The sequence below is a fragment of the Ruegeria sp. CF8 genome (assembly GCF_056537285.1).
The window spans coordinates 234,986-258,895 of sequence record NZ_JBQFRG010000006.1 but is presented as its reverse complement, the minus strand read 5'-3'; the positions used below and the strand labels follow the sequence as shown (position 1 = coordinate 258,895).

The window sequence follows — 23,910 nt, the reverse complement described above, 5'->3', positions numbered from 1 at the left end:
CCAGTTAAGGAAACCACGTCAAAGTACGCGCCGAGACAAAGAACTGAAGTCCTGCTTTTAAGCTTGAGTGGTCATTCTTCACTCGCACATCAATGGCTGGTGGCAGCCCGAACCCGACCTTCAAAACAAGACTTTGCAATTCCGGTTTTTCAAAACTATCCGAACAAAGATGACATTGCCTTCCGGAAACCGAATGACCACTTTTCGGCTACCAATTTTATCGGAGAAGGCCCTCGCGAGTTAGGCAATGGTCCGCCTCTCAATAGGCTTGTCACTGTCGACTGCCCGTATCCAATGGTTAGTGTGCGGCACTTTCGTTCAAACGATGCAACAGCATAGCTCTATAAGCAGCTCGTTGTTACTCTCCAAGGCAACACCATTCTGTGACGATTATTGACGCTATGCGGCACCCGCACAGCACACCTTGGATGTACCGCCATATGAGAGGAAACGCTATGAGATCAATGCTTTTAGCTTCCGCAGCCCTTCTTTGCGCAGCGCCATCGTTTGCGCAAGAAATCTCACCGCAGCAAAGCCAAGCGGCGATTGGCGCTCCGGAATACTCCCCCTACCTGCACCAAGCGAACCCTCGCCAGGTCTATTGGGGCGACACGCATTTGCATACATCCTTCTCGACGGACGCTGGTATGATCGGCAACCGGCTTGGCCCGGATGAGGCGCTGCGTTTCGCAAAAGGCGAGATGGTTGTCGCGTCCTTTGGCGAGCGCGCAAGGCTGGTAAGGCCGCTGGATTTTCTAGTTATCGCCGATCATGCAGAGAACCTCGGACTGGCGCTTTTGATCGAGGAATCCAATGCCGATTTACTGCGGATACCTTTTGGTCGGGAAGTCCATGACCTTGTTAAGGCCGGTGATCCATGGGGCGCCTATGCCAGATGGGGGGAGGAAGGCATCGCGACAGGAACCGACCTGCTGCCAAATCCCAAACTGGTTGGTAGCATGTGGGACCGGATAGTAGATGACGTCGACAGGCACAACGAGCCGGGTGTCTTCACGGCATTCCATGGATTCGAGTGGACCTCTTCGCCAGACGCCAGAAACCTGCACCGTGTTGTGGTCTTCCGCGATGGCGCGGAAGAGGCTAGGCAGGTCATTCCGTTCTCGACCTTCGACAGCACCGATCCCGAAGATCTTTGGGACTATGTGGAGCGCTACGAGGAACTAACAGGCGGTCAAGCGCTCGCCATTCCGCATAACGGCAATCTTTCCAACGGCCTTATGTTCGCTGTGGAGCGCATGAATGGCGAACCGATAGACGCAGACTACGCCGAGCGGCGTATGCGGTGGGAACCCCTTTACGAGGTGACCCAGATAAAGGGGGATGGAGAGACGCACCCGTTCCTGTCGCCAAATGACGAGTTTGCCGACTACTACAACTGGGACAAGGGTGATTTTGGCTTCAATGCCAAAACGCCGGAGATGCTGGAGTTCGAATATGCGCGTTCTGCGCTCAAGGTCGGACTTGAGCAACAGTCCCAGCTCGGCGTGAACCCGTTCAAATTCGGTATGGTTGGCGCAACGGATAGCCATACATCCTTGTCCACGACACGCGAGGAAAACTATTTCGGCAAGTTTTCGGGCGTTGAACCGGGGACGGAAGAAGAACGGTACGAAGATGTGGTTGTTACGGACAGGCGCGCAGGTAATGACGGTTCTATTACAATCCGCCATTGGGAATCCCTTGCATCCGGCCTTCAAGGGGTCTGGGCACGCGAAAACACCCGTGAAGCCTTGTGGGATGCCATGGCGCGCAAGGAAACCTATGCGACGACAGGCACGCGGATATCCGTTCGCGTCTTTGGCGGATGGGATTTTGAACCAGCTGACGTACATCTGCCGGATTTCGGAGATCAGGGGTACATTCGTGGCGTACCGATGGGCGGAGACCTGATCGCAGCAGCCGATGGTGCCGCGCCTCGGTTTGTCATCAGGGCGCTTCGTGACCCGGACGGTGCAAATCTTGACCGCATCCAAATTGTCAAAGCCTGGCTCGACGACAATGGGGATGCGCAAGAGCGGGTCTTCGAGGTCGCGTGGGCGGGTGATCGGGCCGTCGATGCCGATGGGAAGTTGGGCCCCATCGGCTCAACTGTCGACGTTGAGAACGCCACCTACACAAATGATATAGGACGGGCGTACCTGGCAGGCCACTGGGAGGATCCGGACTTCGATTCCGCGAAGCCCGCGTTTTACTACGTTCGCGTTCTAGAAATCCCGACGCCAACCTGGCTGGCCTACGACCGCGTCCGGTTGGGAGCAGACGTGCCCGAAGAAGGGCTGTTGATCCATCAGGAGCGGGCCTACACCTCACCCATTTGGTATACACCGGGCTGACATCTGTTCGCTCTTGGGTGGAAGTTGGGCGGGACATCGATGCGCGCGAGGGATTTTCGGTCGAATTTCCTGAAGTGGGAGATCGGTTCATTTCCCTTCATATTCAGGACCAAAACCATACATTTGATAAACTTCTGCTATGACGACAACCGAATTTTGCAAAGTCAGCTTCCTGCGCATTGCTGTCATTGGGGTATCGCGCAGCATCGGTCAAAGTGGACTCCGAAGCAGACAGTCGCCGCACTCGGTGAGAGCGACTGCTATGCGGGACACTCCCGACCTACGTACCTCTCAGACCAACGACGGCCCTCGGGCGGTACAGCAAAAAATGAGTGTTGGCGCCCTTGCGCAACGTTAGCCCAAAAGCGAGAGTAGCCTACACAAGAAAAGACCGATTTCGCGCGGCGTCACGACAGCGACTTGACGAGGAGAACCCAGTTTTCGGTCTCAGTCTCCCACCCATCTTTGGCGCATGGGGCTTTATCCAGCTCAGAGTATCCCTTTCGCTCGTATAGACGTCTCGCTCCCACGTTTTCATCAGCGACAATAACGCTCATTTTGTTGTATCCCGCATCTCGGGCTATCTCGTCGGCGACATCGAGTAGTCTTGAACCAAGTCCTTGCCCCCGGTTCTCTGGGTAACAAGCCAGAACATTCACATACCAGCTGTCTAACGCTTTGTTTTCCAGCTCCTGCAAGGGGCGGAACAACGCTGGGAAGTCATCTCCAATTTCTTCTGGTTCTGATCCGATCCCGTAGCCCGTGAGCCCAGCAACTGCCCCGTTTCCATAGTCAATTACAACTACTTGCCCCTCTCGTGCCTTTTCGGCCTGTCGCGCGACCGACGGCCCAAGGATCCTCGCCATCTTGTGCCAGCCCGGTCCAGACATGGAGCGGGAGGCCTTCACCTGCAAAATTCACTAAGTCCGCAAGTGCATGAGCATCAGTTTCAACGGCCAATCTCAAAGGCCTTTCAAGTGGTATCACGTCTAGTACTCCAAAGAATTCAAAGCTTCATAGACATCTCATGCCAAGTCATTCCTCCATGGTCGGAAGTCGATGGCTGCAAATAGCTGTATCCAAATCGCTCATACAGTGGGACGTGATTCTCTTTGCACATAAGGAAGATCGCCGCTTTACCCACTTTTCTCATGCGGTCGACGAATTCAGTCATCAATGCCCGCGATAGGCCCCTTCCCTGATGGGCAGGATCAACGACGACAGACATAATGACGACATTCGGAGCGTCGGGATCATGCCCCACAAGCTCCTTAAATTCCTCATCAGACATTTCGACGTCATGGGCACATCCGCAATTGATAAAGCCAACGATCTCACCTTGTTCTTCAAGAATGAGGAAACCATCGGGATATTCCTCAATCCTCTTGGATATCTTTTTGAGAGTTGCTGCTTCGTCGCCTTCATAGGCAGCAGTTTCAATCTCAAAGCATCGAGTTGCGTCGGAAGGTTTGGCGTTTCGGAACGTGCTCATGCACGTGACACTAAGCGCGTTGGGGCAAGTTGCATAGCCGCCATTGGTTGGGCACGCAGCATTCGGTACTTTGGGCTCAATACCGTGATTTGCTGCATACTGAGCGTATGGCCGCTTTTAACAGGGATCATTTGCCGCTGAGCCTATTATCGCGGTTTATGTCAAATCTGGAGAAGTTCGTTGGATGAGGCCAAAGTCAGCAATTCTTATACGTGAGATTAATTTCGACCTGCGATTGTTGTACGGTATTCTACATGAGGATTTGACATGAAAAAACTTGCAACCATTGACCTGCCCAGGACAAACACAAACGCTTTTGAAGTGCTGGCGCGCTGCCAGTCCGCAGCCGAAAGAGCCGGAGCAGAACAAGCCAGAATTCAGGGCTTCCTTGAGGACGCCGTCCAAGGTGATTATGAGCACTTGTTGCGTGTGGTGAAAACCCACTTCGAGGTCTCTAGCGCCCGGACTTAATTAGTGAGGGCCTGGCGTGCCGTCAGGCCACTAACTCAAAATACTCTCAGTCACCAGTAAGGTTTCCGATTGGCTAGCGATTATTAGCTCCAGCTACTATTGATCGCCTCTCTCGTCATCAATTCTCGTGAGATTTCTGGGTACACTTCCAATCTCGCACTAAAAAAGAAGAAGGCGCCGGTGACCAAAAATCCGGCGCCTTTTTTCCTGCAAAACCGAAGAATTACGAGTTGTGGGCGCTAATGACCTTGTGTATGGGCGCTAAAACCGCCGAAATGGGTTCGTATTGCCTTGCGGTTCAGAAGTTGAGGTCGCACCGAACGGATTAGCCGCACTTAGAATGCCCGCAACTGCGGCAGGTCATGCAGCCCTCGATCATCACCATGTCGTACTGACCGCAGGATGGGCAGGCTTTGCCGCGTGGAGCGTCCATATTGACGACTTGTGCCTGCGGGTCGGATTTAAGCCCCATCCCTTCGCCTTCCAGAAAGCCGATATTGATCATGTGCTGCTCGATCACACCGCCAATCGCGGCCAATATCGACGGGATGTATTTCCCCTGCACCCAGGCCCCACCGCGCGGGTCGAAAACGGCTTTCAGCTCTTCGACAACAAAAGACACATCGCCACCGCGACGGAACACGGCCGAGATCATGCGGGTCAGCGCCAGCGTCCAGGCATAATGCTCCATGTTCTTCGAGTTGATGAACACTTCAAACGGGCGACGGCGGCCTCCGATGACAATATCGTTGATGGTCAGGTAAATCGCGTGCTCGCTGTCGGGCCACTTCAATTTGTATGTGGAACCTTCCAAGGCCTGCGGACGGTCCAGCGGTTCGGACATGTAGATTACGTCTCCGCCATCGACCTCATGGGGCGCATCTGCGCTTTCTCCGGGCACTTTGTCGTCGCTTTCCGAAACGGTCAGGACCGAACCGGTCACATCATTCGGGCGATAGGTCGTGCAGCCTTTACAGCCCTGATCCCAGGCCTGCATGTAGACGTCTTTAAAGGCGTCAAAGCTGATATCTTCGGGGCAGTTGATCGTCTTGGAAATCGAACTGTCGATCCATTTCTGCGCCGCCGCCTGCATCTTGACGTGATCAGACGGGGACAGGGTTTGCGCGTTGACGAAATAGTCCGGCAGTTCCGTGTCACCGAACTTGTCGCGCCACATCTGCACCGCGTAATCCACGACCTCTTCTTCGGTCCGCGAACCGTCTTTCTGCAAAACCTTGCGCGTGTAAGCGTAGGCAAAAACCGGCTCGATACCCGACGACACATTGCCCGCGTACAAAGAGATCGTCCCGGTCGGCGCAATCGAGGTCAAAAGCGCATTGCGGATACCATGGTCTCGGATCGCGTCGCGCACATCCTCATCCATCTGAAGCATCGTGCCGCTGGCCAGATATTTCTCGGCGTTGAACAGGGGGAACGCCCCTTTTTCCTTCGCCAAGTCGACCGACGCCAGATACGCGGCGCGGGCAATTGCGTGCAACCAGCGCTCGGTCTGACGCGCCGCCTCGTCCGAGCCATAGCGCAAGCCCAGCATCAGCAGCGCATCCGCCAGACCGGTTACGCCAAGACCGATGCGGCGCTTGTCTTGCGCCTCAGCCTCTTGCTCGGCCAGCGGGAATTTCGAGGCATCCACCACATTGTCCATCATCCGAACAGCGGTGGCGACAAGCTTTTGCAAAGCCTCCTCGTCCAGATGGGCTGCGTCCTCAAACGGGTCCGCGACCAGACGCGCCAGATTGATCGAACCCAGCAGACACGCGCCATACGGCGGCAGAGGCTGCTCACCACACGGGTTGGTGGCGGCAATGGTTTCAACGTAGCTGAGGTTGTTGGCCTGATTGATGCGGTCGATGAAGATCACGCCCGGCTCGGCATAGTCATAAGTCGCCTGCATGATCTTGTTCCACAGATCACGCGCCTGAACGGTGTGATAGACCTTGTTATCAAACACCAACTCCCACGGGCCATCGGCTTTGACGGCCTCCATGAACGGATCAGTTACAAGCACCGACATGTTGAACATGCGCAGACGGGCCGGATCGGATTTGGCGGTGATGAACTGTTCGATATCGGGATGGTCGCAGCGCATGGTCGCCATCATCGCCCCACGACGTGATCCTGCGGACATGATCGTGCGGCACATGGCATCCCACACATCCATGAAACTCAGCGGGCCCGAGGCATCCGCTGCAACGCCCTTCACATCTGCACCGCGCGGTCGGATGGTCGAGAAATCATACCCTATCCCCCCGCCCTGCTGCATGGTCAGCGCGGCCTCTTTCAGCATATCGAAAATGCCGCCCATGCTGTCGGGCACGGTGCCCATGACGAAGCAGTTGAACAGTGTCACCTGCCGCGCCGTGCCCGCACCCGCCGTGATCCGCCCCGCAGGCAGGTATTTGAAATCCTCCAGCGCCTGGTAGAACTCCTCTTCCCAATGCGCCGGGTCTTTTTCGACCCGCGCCAGATCGCGGGCAATGCGCCGCCAACTGTCTTCCACCGTTTGATCGATGGGTGTGCCGTCCGCTTGTTTAAAGCGGTATTTCATGTCCCAGATCTGCTCGGCGATGGGGGCGGCAAAGCGGCTCATTGGTGATTCCCTGTTCTGAAAGAGGTATTCAGAGTACCCTAATTCACCCCTGCACCACAACACCTTGATGACTGCGTGCTGTGAGCTACAATATAAAGATCGACCTTGGGACGACTCTGTGGGAAAGCTGTGGATAAGTACGTAAACCTCATAAAACTGTCTGTCGGGTCAGAAAGCGTCGATACGCTGATAGCCTGGCAGGATAGCCGCAAGCCGCTGTATCAGGATGGCTGTCCGCGCCACGTGACCCGCATGTGGCCCAAGCGCGAGGCCGAGATTCTGAATGGCGGCTCGATCTATTGGGTTATCAAAGGCGTGATCCAGTGTCGTCAGCGCATCCTGCGATTGGATGAGGTGATCGGAGAGGACGGCATCCGCCGGTGTGCCATTGTGCTAGACCCCGAGGTCCATCGTACTCAGAACGCCCTGAAGCGCCCGTTTCAGGGATGGCGTTATCTCAAGCCTGAGGACACACCAGCTGATTTGCCCAAAAACCGCGAGCAGGACGATGCCCTGCCGGATGACCTCAACCGCGCGCTGGCAGAGATAGGCGTGCTTTAACGCAGCCGATCCAGCAGGTCAGACAGAACCGCTTTCTCCGCCGCGTCGTACTTCGCCACCCGACTGCGCCACAGCGTCGCCTGCGATTGCAGGATCAGACCATCTGACAGGATCTTCAGGTGGTTGGCCCGCAGCGTTTCACCGGTCGAGGTAATATCGGCAATCGCCTCAGCGGTTTCGTTCATCACCGTGCCTTCGGTCGCGCCCTGGCTGTCGACCAAAGTGTAATCGGCCACACCTGCATCGGTCAGGAACTCACGCACCAGCCGGTGATACTTGGTGGCAATCCGAAGGCGGTGGCCATGGGTCTTTCGAAACGCCGCAGCAGCGGCATCCAGATCGTCAAGCGTATCCACATCGACCCAACAGGCTGGCGTTGCAATGATCAGATCCGCCTTGCCGAAGCCAAGCTGCGAAATCTCTTCCAACTGTTGTTCCCAACGCGGCAGTTTCTCGTGCACCAGATCAATCCCGGTGACACCCAGATGAATCCGCCCCGCTGCCAGTTCGCGCGGGATTTCCCCGGCAGACAGCAGAACCAATGAGACCCCATCGATCCCTTCGACCTTGCCCGCATATTCCCGGTCTGATCCGCTGCGGGACAAAGCAATGCCGCGCTTTTCGAACCACGAAAAGGTCTTTTCCATCAACCGGCCCTTCGAGGGCACGCCCAGTTTCAGGCTCATTGCGCGCCCTCCTCGATCTCGAGCATCAGGTCAGGGCGCAACACACCGCCAACAGCCGGGATTTCGGCCCCGTTGCCCAGTTGCCGCGTCAGCGCATCATAGCGCCCGCCGGTCGCGATCGGAGGCAGATCGGGTCGGCCTTCGGCATAAAAACCAAAAACAAACCCGTCGTAATACTCCATCGAGGTCCGGCCATAGGCGGCCTCGAAATCCAAGCGCGCGACGTCGACGCCGCGCGCCTGCAACGCAGCTACGCGCGCCTCCAGCCGGTCCAGCGCCGGGGTGATCTGCGGCAAATCCACTGCGACATCGCGCAGTTGCTCCATCGCGAAGGGCATGGTCTCGCGCACATTCAGCAGCGTTTCCAGGCCGACAAGCTCACTGTCTGAAATCGGTGGGGTATCACGATCTTCGCGCAAAGCTTCGATCCGCGCCTCGATTTCCGAGGCCCGACGTTTACCGATCATCGGCGCGTCAAACACTAACGGGTCGGTGGCGTTCAGCAGATCAGACCGCAACTCGGGCTCTGGCGTCCTGCCCGCGTAACGATCCAGCAGAACACGGAACCGGCGTGGCCGCCACAAGTGGCGCATCAGCGCGGCTTTGCGACGTTCGGTCGTGCGTAACCCGGCTACAGCGGCCGTCAGAATACCAATATCCCCGGTGGCCGCACGCAACGGCAAGCCGCGAAGTTGCAGCGCAAAAAGCGAAAACACCTCGGCATCGGCCCCGGCAGGATCGTTCCGGTCAAACACCTCATAGCCGACCTGAATGTATTCATTGGCCCGGTCCGGGTCGTGTTCCTGCCGCCTAAAAACCTCACCCGAATAGGTATAGCGCGCGGGTTCGGCCCCATCGCTCATGTGCATCTGCACCACTGGCAAGGTGAAATCCGGGCGCAGCATCTGTTCGCCGCGCAGGGCGTCCGAGGTCACATAGGCGCGGGCGCGGATGTCTTCTCCGTAAAGATCCAGCAAAGTCTCCGCCGGCTGCAACAGGGGCGTATCCACGACCTGAGCGCCAGCCGCCTCAAACCGGACACGCATCATCGCGGCGCGGGCCTGTATCTGGGAGCGGTTGGGCATGGCTCAGTCCTGACTGTCCAGAATTTCGCGCACCTTGGCGACCAGATCGCCACGTGGCACTTCGAACTGGCTGGGGCGTTCTTTCCATTCTTCCAGAGTCGCGCTTTCGGCAATCTTCGCGCCCAGGATCAGGTCCTTGATTTGCACGATCCCGTTGGCCTTTTCGTCACCGCCTTCGATCACCGCGATGGGCGAGTTCCGCTTGTCCGCGTACTTCAGCTGATTGCCGAAGTTCTTAGGATTGCCCAAGTAGACTTCAGCCCGAATACCCGCATTACGCAGCTCGGCCACCATCGCCTGATAGTCGGCCATCCGGTCGCGGTCCATCACGGTAACAACCACCGGACCTGTTGCTTGGGCAGCGATCCGGCCCTTTTCGCGCAACGCGGCCAGCAGACGGTCAACGCCGATCGAGATACCGGTCGCAGGCACTTCCTGCCCGGTAAAGCGTTTGACCAGATCGTCATAGCGACCACCGCCAGAGACCGACCCGAATTGCCGTTTGCGGCCTTTCTCGTCGAAAATCTCAAAGGTCAGTTCAGCTTCATAGACCGGGCCGGTGTAGTAACCGAGACCACGCACAACCGAAGGGTCAATCTCGATCCGGTCCGAACCATAGCCACCTGCATCCAGCAGCGCGCCAATTTGTTCCAACTCGGCGATGCCATCCGCGCCGATCTTGCTGTCGCCCACGGCCGCGCGCAGGTTGGCCAGCGTTCCGGCGGTATCTGTGGCCTTTGAGGTCAAAAACGCAATCACGGGCTCGGCCTGATCGTCGCTGAGACCCACGCCGTCGATAAACGCACCCGAGGCGTCCAGACGACCCTTGGTCAGCAGCTCGCGCACACCGACCTCGCCCACTTTGTCGAACTTGTCGATGGTGCGCAGAACGTTGTCGCGCGCGGCGACGTCCTCGCCCAGGCCCATCGCCTCGAGCACACCGTTCAGAACCTTGCGGTTGTTGACGCGCACCAGATAGTCTCCGCGCGGAATGCCGACGGTTTCCAGCGTATCCGACAACATCGCGCAAATCTCGGCATCCGCAGCCATCGAGGCCGTGCCCACCGTATCCGCATCACATTGATAGAACTGACGGTACCGCCCCGGCCCCGGCTTTTCGTTACGCCAGACCGGACCCATCGCATACCGACGGTAAGGCGTCGGCAGGTCGTTGCGGTGTTGTGCGTAGACGCGGGCCAACGGAGCGGTCAGGTCGTAGCGCAGGGCCATCCAATCGCCGTTGCCGCCTTCGTCGAATTCCTGCCAGGCAAAGACGCCTTCGTTTGGGCGATCCACATCGGGCAGGAACTTGCCCAGCGCCTCGACAGTTTCAACGGCGCTGCTTTCCAAGGCGTCAAACCCGTAACGATGATAGACAGCCGCAATCGTCCGCAGCATCTCGGTGCGCTGCGTGACTTCCTCGCCGAAATAGTCACGAAACCCTTTTGGCGTTACGGCCTTGGGGCGGGGCTGTTTCTTGGGCTTGGCCATCGGGGGCGTCCTTCACGGGTCATGTTCCGCGCGCGGTCTATCCCATGGCCCGCATCGGGGCAAGGCGCGCTTTCGCTGGCCATGGCGGCACAGGGTCGCTATGACCGGCACATCAAGGAGTACCCCATGCAGCATCTGGAAGAACAGTTCGCCCATCTGACTCGTACGGTCGAAGAACTGAACGCGGTCGTCACCCGTCAGCAAGGTGAGATCGACCGCCTGACGCGCCGGGTCGAAATGCTGTTGCAGCGCGAGGCAGAACGCGCGCAGGAAGGGTCGGGCGGCGTTGTCTTTGGTGACGAACGCCCGCCACATTACTGAGGACTACAGCCCCAGCGTTGATTTCACCGCATTGTCGACGACACCGCCCAAAAGGGCGTTCTTGTCAGCCGCACACCCCTCGGACAAAGCAGCAATGAACGCTTCGCGCAGCTGGGCTTTTTCCTCATCAGTCGTCGCGTGGTCTTCGATGTTGATTTGCCGGTTGTAGAGCGACAAGGCCGTCATCTTCTCAACAACGGACACAACAAAAGCTTCGTCGCCATCCGCCTCTTCCGCAATCGAGGCGCAGGTGTAGTGCATTACGGGCAATGCGTCCTGCACCATCTGCTCCGCTGCCTCATCAGCCAGCGCAGCTCCGGATAGAGACACGCAAATCCCTATAACAAAAATCTTGGTTAGGGTCATACGCATGGCAATCACTTCCAATTATGTCCGATAATTGCACCGGCCACACCGCCGATGGCCGCCCCTTTGCCGTCGCCGATCAAAGCGCCCACTCCAGCACCGATCAGGGCACCCTCGATCGTCTGCTTTTTCTTCTTGTCGTCTTTGTCATCCGCCAGACCCGCCGAAGCGGACACCAAAGCCAGCGATGCTGCCGCACCAAATACAATTGTTCTGAACGTGAGACCTGCGAACGTCATATCAATGCCCTCCCATGGCATGACCTAAAGACATTTCTGTCAGATCAGCCTAACGAGGCGCTAACTATCTGGCAACAAAGCGGTGTCAGATCTCTTCGACGCTCATCACACCTTCCAGCGATTTAATTGCACCCTTGATCTGAGGGTTTATCGGGAACTCGCGCCCAAGATCCATTTCAACGTCACCCGGCAGGCTTGGGTCCAACAGCAGCAATTGGATCGGACCCCGCGCTGCGCCTTTGGCAGCAGTCGCGGCGTCTTCCAGCACTTTGGCGACGGTTGCTACCGCCTGTGCCTCATCAACGAAAATACGCAGCCCGGTGGCACCGGCTTCGGCCACCAATGAATCCGCTGGTCCAACCGACCGACCCAGCAGCTTGAGCTGGTCCGCTTCCATCGTCGCCTCGGCAGTCAGCACCACCTGCGCACCAGTTTCCAAAAACTCGCGGCATTTCTCCAAAGTGTCCGAAAACAGTGTGACCTCGTAAGCGCCTGTTGGATCCGAGAGCTGCGCAAAAGCAAAGCGGTTGCCCTTGGCCGATTTCCGTTCCTGCCGTCCGGCTACAACACCGGCCATCTTGGCGATCAACGGGCCCGAGCGCGCCTTTTCCGTAACTTCATCCAGCGTTAGCACCTGTTTGCGTTTAAGCGCGGGCATGTAATCGTCCAACGGGTGCCCTGAGAGGTAAAAGCCGATGGCCTTGAATTCCTCACTCAGACGCTCGGCCGGCAACCAATCTGGTGACAATGACAAGCGTGGTTCAGGCAGGTCGTCACCTGCCTCACCAAACAGAGACACCTGGTTCGAGTTCTTCTGCTCGTGAATCGCCGCCGAATACTGCACCAGACGATCAAGGCTTTCGAACACACGCCGACGGTTCTTATCGAGTTCGTCAAAGGCCCCAGCGCGCGCCAGCATTTCCAACGGGCGTTTTCCGACTTTCTTCAGATCCACTCGACGGGCAAAGTCAAAAAGGTTGACGAAGGGTTTTTCGCTTTTTTCATCCTGCGCGCCTCCGGCGCGACGCCCTTCGACCACAAGGTTCATCGCCTCGACACCGACGTTTTTCAAGGCGCCCAGCGCATAGATCAGTTCGCCATTCACAACGTCGAACGTCGCCAAAGAGCGGTTTACACAAGGCGGCACATAGGGCAGTTCCAGCCCTTTGCGGACCTCTTCGAAGTAAATGGCCAACTTGTCGGTCAGGTGGATATCGCAGTTCATGACACCTGCCATGAATTCGACCGGGTGGTTCGCTTTCAGCCAGCCAGTCTGATAACTGACCACCGCATAAGCCGCCGCGTGGGACTTGTTGAAGCCGTAGTTGGCAAACTTGTCCAGCAGGTTCCAGACCTCAGTTGCCTTGGCCTCGTCCACGTCATTCTCGGCAGCACCCTTGAGGAATTTGGGCCGCTCAGCGTCCATCGCCTCCTGGATTTTCTTACCCATCGCGCGGCGTAGCAGGTCCGCGCCACCGAGGCTATATCCCGCCATTTCCTGCGCGATCTGCATCACCTGTTCCTGGTACACGATGATGCCCTGAGTTTCGTCCAGAATGTGGTCGATGGACGGGTGCAGCGTGTCCCGTTCGCTGAGCTTGTTCTTGACCTCGCAGAACTTAGGGATGTTCTCCATCGGGCCGGGACGGTACAGCGCGACGAGGGCGATGATATCTTCGATACAGTCCGGTTTCATCCGCTTGAGCGCATCCATCATGCCCGAGGATTCCACCTGGAACACCGCTACTGTCTTCGCCGCGGAATAGAGCTTATACGTCGCCTCATCATCCAGCGGGATAGCGTTGATTTGATTCACCGCACCTTCGGCAGGTTCATAGAGCTCTGTACCATCAGGACCTATGTGCAGATCGCGACCGGATTTGAAGATCAGATCCATCGCGTTCTGAATCACCGTCAGGGTTTTCAGGCCTAGAAAGTCGAACTTCACCAACCCTGCCTGTTCAACCCATTTCATGTTGAACTGGGTCGCGGGCATGTCCGAGCGTGGATCCTGATACAAAGGCACCAGCGCGTCCAACGGCCGGTCCCCGATCACCACCCCTGCAGCGTGGGTCGAAGCGTTTCGCAGCAAGCCTTCGACCTGTTGGCCGTAGGTCAGAAGGCGATCCACCACCTCTTCATTGCGCGCCTCTTCACGCAGACGAGGTTCGTCCTTCAAGGCTTTCTCGATGGAAACCGGCTTCACGCCTTCAACCGGTATCATCTTGGACAGGCGATCCACCTGACCGTAAGGCATTTGCAATACGCGCCCGATATCGCGCACAGCAGCCTTGGACAGCAAAGCACCGAAGGTGATAATCTGCCCCACCTTGTCGCGCCCGTATTTCTGCTGCACATAGCGGATCACCTCTTCGCGGCGGTCCATGCAGAAGTCGATATCGAAGTCGGGCATAGAAACCCGCTCGGGGTTGAGGAAGCGTTCAAACAGCAACGAATAACGTAACGGATCAAGGTCGGTGATCGTCAGCGCATAAGCCACCAGCGACCCCGCGCCCGAGCCCCGCCCCGGACCCACCGGGATGTCGTGATCCTTGGCCCATTGGATAAAGTCGGCAACGATCAGGAAGTAACCGGGGAACCCCATCCCTTCGATGATGCCCAGTTCGAAATCCAACCGTTCCTGATACTCCTGGGGCGTCACAGCGTGGGGGATCACGGCCAGTCGCTTCTGAAGTCCTTCATTCGCGATGCGGCGCAGTTCGGCCACTTCGTCATCGGCAAACTTCGGCAGGATCGGATCGCGGCGATAGGCCATAAAGGCGCAGCGTTTGGCAATCTCGACCGTGTTCTCGATGGCCTCCGGCAAGTCGGCAAAAAGCGTCACCATCTCCTGCTGCGACTTGAAATAATGCTGCGCGGTCAGGCGGCGGCGGCCATCTTGCTGGTCTACGTAGGCCCCTTCGGCGATGCAGATCAGCGCATCGTGCGCCTCATACATGTCGGAAGTCGGGAAATAGACGTCGTTGGTGGCGACCAGCGGCAGGTTTTTGGCATAGGCCATCTCGACGTGGCCACGTTCTGTCAGGCGTTCCGCTTCTGGCTGGCCGTCCTCCCCCGGATGGCGCTGAAGCTCAATGTAGAGGCGATCCGGGAACATACCAGCCAGCCGATCCACCAGCGCCTCAGCCGCGGGACGTTGACCCTGTTGCAGCAGCATCCCAACCGGTCCGTCTGGACCGCCGGTCAAGCAAATCAAACCGTCCGACCGCTCGGCCAACTCATCCAGCGTGACCTGCGGCAACTGCCCGCCCTTGTCCACGTAAAGGCAGGAACTCAGCTTCATCAGGTTTTCATAACCCACCTCGGATTGCGCCAGCAAAACCAGCGGCGCAGGCGCTTTGGGCTTTTCGCCGGGCTGTGCCTGCACGAAGGTCAGATCGACCTGGCAACCCATGATTGGTTGTATGCCGGCCCCGCTGGCCGAGACTGAGAACTCCAGTGCCGAGAACATCGAATTGGTGTCCGTCACGGCAACGGCGGGCATCTCCATCTTCTCGCACAAAGCGGGCAGCTTTTTCAGCCGCACAGCGCCTTCCAACAGTGAATATTCGGTGTGAACGCGGAGGTGAATGAATCGAGGATTACTGCTCATGCGGGTTAAGCTACCCCAGCCTGTCGCGTTGCAAAAGCGCGAACCGCCGCTTTGGAATGCACAAAAAATCGGCGTTGATTATTCGGCTTTTTCAGAAGGTGCTTCGGGATTGAACGGGCGGCGCATTCAAAAAGCGCTTTATTTACAAACGCCTGCCTTCTACACGAAAGCAAGAATTACATGCCGCGCGTTCCTAATGGTACATCATATAGGCAGTTTTTCTTGCCAGATAAGCCGCGCTGTTTCTAACATCTTACGGCAAGCACTTCGCCCGCCGCTCTTTCTACGTCGCATCGAAGGAGGGCCCAGAGGGCGCAACAGGGTAACGCGACGGGTTTCTCGAATGAATATCACGTTTCTTCTGAACGGAGAGACAGTGGAGCTGACGGATGTCAATCCTACGGCGACCCTGCTGGATTGGCTGCGCGAAGATCGCGGCCTGACCGGCACCAAAGAAGGCTGCAACGAAGGCGATTGCGGGGCCTGCACCGTCATGGTCACGGATGAAAGCGGCCACAAGGCTCTGAACTCCTGCATCCTGTTTCTGCCCCAATTGCACGGCAAGGCTGTGCGTACTGTGGAAGGCGCCAGCGGCCCGAACGGCGAAACCCATCCGGTACAGCAAGCGATGGTGGACTTGCATGGATCTCAATGCGGGTTCTGCACCCCGGGGTTTGTCATGTCGATGGTTGCCAGTCATGCGAATGGCGCAACAGATCACGACACGCAGCTGGCTGGCAACTTGTGCCGTTGCACCGGTTATGCGCCGATTGTCCGAGCAGCCGAAGCCGCAGAAAAAAATCCTGTTCCCGTTTGGGTCCAAGACATGCCTGTTGCCGTAGCCAATACGCGAATGGTGCCGACCTCATCGGATGAACTGGCGGCTTTGTACGCCGAATACCCTGATGCGACGCTCATCGCCGGGGCAACCGATGTTGGTCTTTGGGTTACAAAGCAACTGCGCGATCTGTCTCCCGTGATCTTCCTCAACCGCTGCGAAGATCTGAAGGAAATCACAATCACAGACACCGAAATCCGTTTCGGCGCAATGGTCGACATGAACCGCATGGGGGCCGCGCTGGCCGATCCGCATCCGTCCTATGCCGAGATGATCCGCCGTTACGCCAGCGTTCAGGTCCGCCACGCAGCGACCGTGGGCGGCAACATCGCGAATGGCTCTCCCATCGGCGACAACCCACCAGCACTGATCGCGCTGGGAGCTACATTGCACCTGCGCAAAGGCGACGAAAAACGGTCGATCCCGTTGGAAGAGTTCTTTATTGACTATGGCAAGCAGGATCGTGCCCCTGGCGAGTTCGTCGAAGCCGTCAGCTTCCCGCGTCAGCCCGACAGGTTGAAGGTCTACAAGCTCAGCAAACGGTTCGATCAGGATATTTCGGCCGTGTGCGGGTGCTTCAATATCACCGTTTTGGACGGCACGGTTACCCAAGCACGGATTGCGTTTGGCGGAATGGCAGGTATTCCGAAACGCGCAACCCATGTCGAGGCCGCACTGATCGGCAAACCCTGGACACGCGAGATCGTTCAGGCCGCGCTGCCCACCTTTGCCGAAGACTATTCACCACTCACGGACATGCGCGCCTCGGCCATCTATCGTCTGGAAACGGCCAAAGCGATGCTGGAGCGCTATTTCCTCGAAGACCAAGGTGAAATCACCAACGTGTTGGAGGTTTCAGCATGAGCGTGACCAAACCCCTCCCCCACGACGCGGCACCGCTGCACGTGTCCGGCTCGGCGCGTTATGTGGACGACATCCCGACACCAAAAGGCACGCTGCATCTGGCATTTGGTATCAGCCCGATTGCCAAGGGTAAGATTACCGCGATGGATCTTTCAGATGTGAAGGCCGCCGAAGGTGTCGTGATGGTGATGACGGCCGAGGATCTGCCTTTCGCCAATGACGTCTCGCCCTCGATCCATGATGAACCATTGCTGTCGGACGGCACGGTTCACTATATCGGCCAGCCCGTATTTCTGGTCGTCGCCACCAGCCATCTGGCCGCGCGCAAGGCCGCGCGTCTGGGCAAGATCGACTATGCCGAAGAAACCCCAATCCTGACGGTCGAAGAAGCGCTTGCCGCAGACAGCCGGTTCGAAGATGGCCCGCGTATTTACGCCAAGGGCGATGCGGATGCAGCCATCGCAGGCGCGACACATGTGATTGAAAGCACGTTCGAACTGGGCGGGCAGGAACACTTTTATCTGGAAGGTCAGGCCGCTTTGGCTGTGCCAAATGAAGGCGCGGATATTCTGGTACACAGCTCGACCCAGCACCCGACTGAAATTCAGCACAAGGTGGCAGATGCCTTGGGCGTCCCGATGCACGCCGTCCGTGTCGAAACCCGCCGTATGGGCGGAGGGTTCGGCGGCAAGGAAAGTCAGGGCAATGCACTGGCTGTCGCCTGTGCGGTGGCGGCGCGGGCAACCGGCAAGGCCTGCAAGATGCGCTATGATCGCGACGATGACATGATCATCACCGGCAAGCGCCACGCGTTCCGCATTTCCTACAAAGCCGGGTTCGATAAACATGGCCATATTCAGGGCGTCTCGTTCTACCATTACGCCATCTGCGGCTGGGCGCAGGACTTGTCCCTGCCCGTGGCCGACCGGGCGATGCTGCATTCGGACAATGCTTATCTGCTGCCCAATGCGCGGATCGAAAGCCACCGGTTGAAAACCAACACCCAATCCGCCACCGCCTATCGCGGTTTCGGAGGCCCGCAGGGCATGGTCGGGATCGAGCGTGTCATGGACCACGCCGCGTATGAACTGGGGCTGGACCCGGTCGAGCTGCGCCGCCGGAACTACTATGAACCGGCGCATGCTGTGGCCGAGACGGAACCAGCCGAAAAACCGCTAGGCCACCCCGACCCGCATGAGGACTTGACCAGCCGGGGCGCGGTTGAAACCGGAAACGCGCCGGTGCGACCCCTTCCTGCTGGTGGCAACACGACGCCCTACGGCATGGAGGTCAGTGATTTCGAACTGCACGGAATGACCGATGCACTGCTGAAATCAAGCGATTACGCTGCGCGCAAGGCGGCGATCCAGAAATGGAATGCCAAAAACAGCGTGATCAAGAAAGGCATCGCCTTCTCTCCGGTCAAGTTCGGGATCTCCTTCACCCTGACCCACCTCAATCAGGCGGGTGCGCTGGTGCATGTGTACCAAGACGGCTCGGTCCATCTGAACCACGGTGGCACCGAAATGGGTCAGGGCCTATTCCAGAAGGTCGCGCAGGTCGCTGCATCTCGCTTTGGCATCCCGCTTGAGATGGTGAAGATCACCGCCACCGACACCGCCAAAGTGCCCAACACCTCTGCCACGGCGGCGTCCTCGGGCAGCGATCTGAACGGCATGGCGGTGAAAGCCGCTTGTGATACGATCCGCGACCGGATGGCCGATTATCTGGCGGAACGGCATCAGGCTGATCCTTCTACTGTCGCTTTCTCGGACGGCCACGTTTTGGTTGGGGAAGAGAAGTACACATTCGCCGAAGCTGCAGCGCTGGCCTATCAGGGCCGGATCAGCTTGTCGGCAACCGGGTTCTATAAAACGCCCAAGATCGAATGGGACCGGATCGCTGGACGCGGCCGTCCGTTCTTTTACTTCGCCTACGGCGCTTCGGTCACCGAAGTTGCCGTCGATACTCTGACCGGTGAAAACCGGATTCTACGCACGGACATCCTGCATGACGCGGGCGCATCGTTGAACCCCGCACTGGATATCGGACAGGTCGAAGGCGGTTACGTGCAAGGCGCAGGCTGGCTGACGACCGAAGAACTGGTCTGGGATGGCAAGGGCAACCTGCGCACACATGCGCCCTCGACCTACAAGATCCCTGCCTGCTCTGACCGGCCTGACATTTTCAACGTCGCGCTTTGGGATGGTGCGAACCGCGAGGACACGATCTATCGCTCGAAAGCGGTTGGCGAGCCGCCCTTCATGCTGGGTATCTCTGCCTGGCTGGCCTTGTCCAACGCCGTCGCGGCCTGTGGCGATACCTACCCCGCGCTCAACGCACCTGCCACGGCTGAGGAAGTATGGCGCGGTGTCCAAAGGATGAAGGGAGGCATCTGATGGGATTTGACCTTGAGGCTTTGAGGGAGGCGGTCGAAACCCACGGGCACGTGGTTCGGGTGGTTATTGCCGGGATCAAAGGATCGTCCCCGCGCGAAGTTGGCGCTGCCATGCTCGTCTGGGAGGGCGGTCAAAGCGGCACCATAGGCGGCGGTACACTGGAATATCAGGCTGCCGAAGCGGCGCGGACACAAACACAGGCTTTGCGCCTGACCCATCACGCGCTCGGGCCTGAGATGGGGCAGTGTTGCGGTGGTGCGGTTTCGCTGCTCAGCGAGGTCTATGACCGCGCGGCGCTGGAAACGCTGGACGAAACTCTCATCGCGCGTGCCACATCTGGCGAAGAGATGCCGCTATCTGTCAAACGATTGCTGGCAACCGCGCGTGGTCAGGGCATTCCGCCTGAACCCCAGATGGTTGACGGCTGGATGATCGAGCCTGTTCACAAACCAACCCGAAAGCTTTGGATCTGGGGTGCAGGTCATGTCGGAAGGGCTTTGGTGGATGTTCTTTCACCACTTCCCGACATTGCAATCACCTGGGTCGACACTGGCCCGGATCGATTTCCGAACACAACTCCCAAGGATGTAACCGTGGTTCCCACGGCAATGCCGGTCGAGTTAGTTCGACACGCACCGACAGATGCCGAGCACCTTGTGCTGACATATTCACACAATTTGGACCTGGAGCTGTGCAACAGGCTGCTTTTGCATGATTTCGGCTTTGCGGGGCTGATCGGCTCGGCTACGAAATGGGCGCGATTCCGGTCGCGGCTGGCGGCCCTTGGGCACTCGCCCGAGCGGATCAGCCGGATCACATGTCCGATTGGTGATCCGACCTTGGGCAAACACCCGCAGATGATCGCCGTCGGCGTTGCCGCGCAGCTGTTGCGCCCGGCCCGGCAGAACGAGTTGAAGAAGGACCTGAGCGCGTGACCACTCCACTTCTGAGCCTGCAAGGGCTGACCAAAGCCTATCCCGGCGTCGTGGCCAATGATCAGGTGTCTTTTGACATCGGCGAGGGCGAAGTTCACGCCCTACTGGGCGAAAACGGCGCGGGTAAATCCACGCTGGTCAAGATGATCTACGGGCTGGTGAAGCCCGACAGCGGCACGATGCTGCTGCGCGGTCAGCCCTTTGCGCCCCCCGAGCCGCGCGCCGCGCGGGCGGACGGGATTGCGATGGTGTTCCAGCATTTCTCGTTGTTCGACGCTTTGAACGTGGCCGAAAACATCGCGTTGGGGATGGAGAACCCGCCACCGATGGGCGATCTTTCCTCGCGTATCCGCGAAGTGTCAGAAACATACGGCCTGCCGCTGGACCCATACCGCACGGTTGGCGATCTGTCGGCAGGTGAGCGGCAGCGGGTCGAGATCATCCGTTGCCTGTTGCAGGACCCCAAACTGCTAATCATGGATGAACCGACGAGCGTGCTGACCCCGCAAGAGGTCGATATCCTGTTTGAAACGCTGAACAAGCTGCGATCCGAAGGGACGTCGATCCTGTACATCTCGCACAAGCTGGAGGAAATCCGCACGCTGTGTGATCACGCGACGATCCTGCGGCTGGGCAAGAATGTGGGCGAATGCGTGCCCGCCGAGACATCCGCGCGGGACATGGCCGAGATGATGGTGGGATCAACCCTGCAAACGCCCGAACGGTCGGGGCGTGAGTTTGGTGAAGTTGCGCTGGATGTCAGTGGACTGTCCGTCCCGTCGCCCTCGGAATTCGGTACGGCGTTGAAGAACATCCACATGACTGTCCGCAAGGGTGAGGTTTTGGGCATCGGTGGCGTTGCCGGGAATGGGCAGGATGAATTGCTGGGCGTGTTGTCCGGTGAAATCCTGACCGCCGCGGATGCGATCAAGTTCAACGGTCAAAGAATTGGAAAACTCGGCCCCACCGCGCGGCGCAAATTAGGTGTACTCACGGCCCCTGAAGAGCGGCTGGGTCACGCAGCAGCCCCGGATATGAGCCTGACGGAAAACGCCTTGCTGACCGGATCGGTGAGGGAAGGGCTGGAAAGCAACGGTTTCCTGAAATGGACCGAGACCAAAGGTTTTGCCGAAAAGATCATCAGCGCTTTTGACGTCCGCACGCCGGGTCCTGAGAATGCCGCCCGGTCTTTGTCTGGCGGGAACCTGCAGAAATTCGTAATCGGTCGTGAAGTGTTGCAAGACCCCGATGTTCTGGTTGTAAACCAGCCCACCTGGGGCGTGGATGCTGCTGCTGCGGCATCTATCCGGCAGGCCATTCTGGATCTTGCCGCCAAAGGGACTGCCGTGGTCTGCATCAGCCAGGATCTGGATGAGTTGATGGAAATCTCGGACAGCTTTGCGGCGTTGAATGAAGGACGGCTGAGCGCGCCGCGCCCGACCACAGGTCTGACTGTGGACGAGATCGGCCTGATGATGGGCGGTGCCCATGGCATGGAGGTGGCGCATGTGTGAACCGTGGCGTCGCCTTCGGCGAGAGTGTTTAAAAAAAGAAGAAGAACGCAGGGGGATGAGCAGGTGATTGTGTTGGAGAAACGGCCACAGCCGTCCAAGGCGTGGTCCTATGCGACCCCTCTGGTTGCGGTGCTGGCGACAATGGTGTTTGGAGGGGTGCTGTTTGCCATTCTGGGCAAGAACCCGATCGAAGCCATTGGCACTATTTTCTGGGAACCGCTGTTTGGCGAGTTTGCCTTCTATTATCGCCCACAATTGTTGGTCAAAGGTGCACCATTGGTTTTGATTGCCATCGGTCTGTCGTTGGGCTTTCGGGCTGGTATCTGGAACATCGGCGCCGAAGGGCAATACATCATGGGTGCCATCTTTGGCGCTGGTGCAGGTCTAGCCTTTTATCCTTTGGACGCGTTTTACATCTTCCCGATCATGGTGATCGCGGGCGCGTTCGGCGGCTGGCTCTGGGCAATGATCCCGGCCTTTCTGAAAGTGCGCTTTGGCACCAACGAAATCCTGGTGTCGCTGATGCTGGTCTATGTGGCCGAGCAGATGCTGGCCTCAGTCTCGCTGGGTCTACTGAAGAACCCCGAAGGGTTCGGCTTTCCCGGATCGCGCAACCTGCAGCAATATGACAGCGCGCATAATGCCGAACTGATCGCCGGGTCGGGCATGCATTGGGGCGTCGTCACTGCACTGATTGCCGTGATCTTTGCCTATGTTCTTCTGAACCGGCATATGCTGGGTTTTCACATCCGTCTGACAGGTGAAGCACCTCGTGCGGCAAAATTCGCGGGTGTGAATCCGGCGCGGCTGATCTTGTTCTGCCTGGGTCTGTCCGGGGCACTGGCCGGGCTGGCCGGGATGTTCGAAGTCTCAGGGCCTTCAGGCGTGGTCAGCATTGATTTCAACGTTGGCTATGGCTTCACCGCGATCATCGTGGCCTTTCTGGGACGCCTGCATCCGGTGGGCATCCTGCTGGCCGGTGGCCTGATGGCGTTGACCTATATTGGCGGCGAAATCGCGCAGTCTCAGCTGGGTCTGCCCGCCGCTGCCATCCAGGTGTTCCAGGGGATGCTTTTGTTCTTCCTTTTGGCTTTCGATCTTCTGACCAACTACCGCATCCGTGCGGCGCGTAGCGAGGTAGCTTAATGGACCTTGGTGAAATCAATCCCGTCCTTCTGGTCGCCTCGCTGATGGTGGCTGCAACCCCCCTGCTGCTGGCCGCGATTGGCGAACTGGTCGTTGAAAAAGCAGGTGTTCTGAACCTTGGCGTCGAAGGCATGATGATCGTGGGTGCGATCAGCGGCTTTGCGATCTCTGTCGAGACCGGATCGCCCTGGCTAGGCTTTGTCGCGGCGGCGATTGGCGGTGCGGTTCTGTCACTGCTGTTTGTTTTGCTGACACAGGTGGCCTTGGCCAATCAGGTCGCAAGCGGCTTGGCATTGACCCTGTTCGGTCTGGGATTCAGCGCGCTGATGGGGCAAAGCTATGTGGGCGTCAAACCGCCCAGCATGGGCGATATCCACATCCCGGTAATCAGCGACATTCCCGTTATCGGTCCGATCCTGTTCCAGCATGACCCTATCCTTTATCTCGGCATCGCTTTGACTGCCGCGGTCTGGGCGACGCTGAAATACACCCGCGTCGGTCTGATCCTGCGCGCGGTTGGCGAAAACCACGATGCCGCACACGCGCTGGGCTACAAGGTCATCAAGATCCGCATCATGGCGATCCTGTTCGGCGGGGCCTGTGCGGGTTTGGGCGGTGCCTATATCAGCCTGATCCGCGTGCCGCAGTGGACCGAAGGCATGACAGCAGGTGTGGGCTGGATCGCACTGGCGCTTGTGGTGTTTGCCAGCTGGAAACCATGGCGCGCCTTGCTGGGTGCCTATTTGTTCGGCGGCATCACCGTGTTGCAGCTTAATTTGCAGGCAGCGGGCGTTGCCATTCCTGTCGAGTATCTGGCAATGTCGCCTTACATCATCACGATCCTTGTGCTTGTGATCCTTTCGGCCGACAAGAGCAGCGCACCTGCCTCACTGGGCCGGACCTTCCATGCCTCGCACTAGGGGCCAA

General features: G+C 58.1%; 19 protein-coding genes. 10 read left to right on the top strand and 9 right to left on the bottom strand.

Features of this window, described 5'->3' with window-relative positions; genetic code table 11:
* Window positions 1–455: 455 nt before the first annotated feature.
* Window positions 456–2,354, top strand: coding sequence for a DUF3604 domain-containing protein (locus ACR0EV_RS15635; protein WP_480800927.1), 1,899 nt, complete (start codon window positions 456–458; stop codon window positions 2,352–2,354).
* A gap of 407 nt (window positions 2,355–2,761) precedes the next feature.
* Here the strand turns inward: ACR0EV_RS15635 and ACR0EV_RS15630 are convergent, their stop codons facing one another.
* Both ACR0EV_RS15630 and ACR0EV_RS15625 read right to left on the bottom strand, forming a co-directional pair.
* Window positions 2,762–3,220: a GNAT family N-acetyltransferase gene (locus ACR0EV_RS15630; protein WP_480800926.1), complete on the bottom strand. Its 459-nt coding sequence runs from the start codon at window positions 3,218–3,220 to the stop codon at window positions 2,762–2,764.
* 140 nt (window positions 3,221–3,360) lie between these two features.
* Window positions 3,361–3,846, bottom strand: coding sequence for a GNAT family N-acetyltransferase (locus tag ACR0EV_RS15625; RefSeq protein ID WP_480800925.1), 486 nt, complete (start codon window positions 3,844–3,846; stop codon window positions 3,361–3,363).
* 267 nt (window positions 3,847–4,113) lie between these two features.
* On the opposite strand from ACR0EV_RS15625, the gene ACR0EV_RS15620 reads away from it, so the two are divergent.
* Entirely contained in the window at window positions 4,114–4,317 is a 204-nt protein-coding gene (locus ACR0EV_RS15620; RefSeq protein ID WP_480800924.1) for a hypothetical protein, read from the top strand.
* 325 nt (window positions 4,318–4,642) lie between these two features.
* Here the strand turns inward: ACR0EV_RS15620 and ACR0EV_RS15615 are convergent, their stop codons facing one another.
* Entirely contained in the window at window positions 4,643–6,925 is a 2,283-nt protein-coding gene (locus tag ACR0EV_RS15615) for an adenosylcobalamin-dependent ribonucleoside-diphosphate reductase (RefSeq protein ID WP_480800923.1), read from the bottom strand.
* Between the two features lie 129 nt (window positions 6,926–7,054).
* Here ACR0EV_RS15615 and ACR0EV_RS15610 point away from each other — a divergent pair, with 129 nt between their 5' ends.
* The gene (locus tag ACR0EV_RS15610) at window positions 7,055–7,486 is read left to right on the top strand and encodes a DUF1489 family protein (protein ID WP_171093426.1); all 432 of its coding nucleotides are present in this window, start codon (window positions 7,055–7,057) and stop codon (window positions 7,484–7,486) included.
* Here the strand turns inward: ACR0EV_RS15610 and hisG are convergent.
* The 3 genes from hisG to hisS are packed head-to-tail and all read right to left on the bottom strand — an operon-like array spanning window position 7,483 to window position 10,748.
* The gene (hisG, locus tag ACR0EV_RS15605; protein ID WP_480800922.1) at window positions 7,483–8,172 is read right to left on the bottom strand and encodes an ATP phosphoribosyltransferase; all 690 of its coding nucleotides are present in this window, start codon (window positions 8,170–8,172) and stop codon (window positions 7,483–7,485) included. The genes ACR0EV_RS15610 and hisG overlap by 4 nt on opposite strands.
* On the bottom strand, window positions 8,169–9,257 hold the full coding sequence (locus ACR0EV_RS15600) for an ATP phosphoribosyltransferase regulatory subunit (protein ID WP_480800921.1): 1,089 nt from the start codon (window positions 9,255–9,257) through the stop codon (window positions 8,169–8,171). The genes hisG and ACR0EV_RS15600 overlap by 4 nt, the downstream gene beginning before the upstream one ends.
* A gap of 3 nt (window positions 9,258–9,260) precedes the next feature.
* Entirely contained in the window at window positions 9,261–10,748 is a 1,488-nt protein-coding gene (hisS, locus tag ACR0EV_RS15595) for a histidine--tRNA ligase (RefSeq protein ID WP_480800920.1), read from the bottom strand.
* Between the two features lie 126 nt (window positions 10,749–10,874).
* Between hisS and ACR0EV_RS15590 the strand changes: the two genes are divergently transcribed.
* On the top strand, window positions 10,875–11,069 hold the full coding sequence (locus ACR0EV_RS15590; RefSeq protein ID WP_480800976.1) for a SlyX family protein: 195 nt from the start codon (window positions 10,875–10,877) through the stop codon (window positions 11,067–11,069).
* Window positions 11,070–11,072: 3 nt separating this feature from the next.
* On the opposite strand, the gene ACR0EV_RS15585 is transcribed toward ACR0EV_RS15590, so the two are convergent.
* The 3 genes from ACR0EV_RS15585 to dnaE all read right to left on the bottom strand — a co-directional run bounded on the left by ACR0EV_RS15585 (window position 11,073) and on the right by dnaE (window position 15,287).
* Window positions 11,073–11,441 carry a hypothetical protein gene (locus tag ACR0EV_RS15585; RefSeq protein ID WP_480800919.1) on the bottom strand — a complete coding sequence of 123 codons (369 nt, stop codon included), beginning with the start codon at window positions 11,439–11,441 and terminating at the stop codon, window positions 11,073–11,075.
* Window positions 11,442–11,446: 5 nt separating this feature from the next.
* Window positions 11,447–11,674 carry a YMGG-like glycine zipper-containing protein gene (locus ACR0EV_RS15580; RefSeq protein WP_480800918.1) on the bottom strand — a complete coding sequence of 76 codons (228 nt, stop codon included), beginning with the start codon at window positions 11,672–11,674 and terminating at the stop codon, window positions 11,447–11,449.
* An 85-nt stretch (window positions 11,675–11,759) separates the two neighbouring features.
* Window positions 11,760–15,287 carry a DNA polymerase III subunit alpha gene (gene dnaE, locus ACR0EV_RS15575; protein WP_480800917.1) on the bottom strand — a complete coding sequence of 1,176 codons (3,528 nt, stop codon included), beginning with the start codon at window positions 15,285–15,287 and terminating at the stop codon, window positions 11,760–11,762.
* 343 nt (window positions 15,288–15,630) lie between these two features.
* Between dnaE and xdhA the strand changes: the two genes are divergently transcribed.
* From xdhA to ACR0EV_RS15545, 6 genes are all read left to right on the top strand, one after another.
* The gene (gene xdhA / locus ACR0EV_RS15570; RefSeq protein ID WP_480800916.1) at window positions 15,631–16,989 is read left to right on the top strand and encodes a xanthine dehydrogenase small subunit; all 1,359 of its coding nucleotides are present in this window, start codon (window positions 15,631–15,633) and stop codon (window positions 16,987–16,989) included.
* Window positions 16,986–19,388 carry a xanthine dehydrogenase molybdopterin binding subunit gene (xdhB, locus tag ACR0EV_RS15565; RefSeq protein WP_480800915.1) on the top strand — a complete coding sequence of 801 codons (2,403 nt, stop codon included), beginning with the start codon at window positions 16,986–16,988 and terminating at the stop codon, window positions 19,386–19,388. The genes xdhA and xdhB overlap by 4 nt, the downstream gene beginning before the upstream one ends.
* Window positions 19,388–20,323, top strand: coding sequence for a xanthine dehydrogenase accessory protein XdhC (gene xdhC / locus ACR0EV_RS15560; RefSeq protein WP_480800914.1), 936 nt, complete (start codon window positions 19,388–19,390; stop codon window positions 20,321–20,323). Before xdhB ends, xdhC begins: the two co-directional genes overlap by 1 nt.
* Complete coding sequence (locus ACR0EV_RS15555) at window positions 20,320–21,837, top strand: ABC transporter ATP-binding protein (protein WP_480800913.1); 1,518 nt, start codon at window positions 20,320–20,322, stop codon at window positions 21,835–21,837. Before xdhC ends, ACR0EV_RS15555 begins: the two co-directional genes overlap by 4 nt.
* A gap of 63 nt (window positions 21,838–21,900) precedes the next feature.
* Window positions 21,901–22,983 (top strand): ABC transporter permease, encoded by a 1,083-nt coding sequence (locus ACR0EV_RS15550; protein ID WP_171093912.1) that lies wholly within the window; start codon window positions 21,901–21,903, stop codon window positions 22,981–22,983.
* Window positions 22,983–23,903: an ABC transporter permease gene (locus tag ACR0EV_RS15545; protein WP_480800912.1), complete on the top strand. Its 921-nt coding sequence runs from the start codon at window positions 22,983–22,985 to the stop codon at window positions 23,901–23,903. Before ACR0EV_RS15550 ends, ACR0EV_RS15545 begins: the two co-directional genes overlap by 1 nt.
* The last annotated feature ends 7 nt before the right edge of the window (window positions 23,904–23,910 follow it).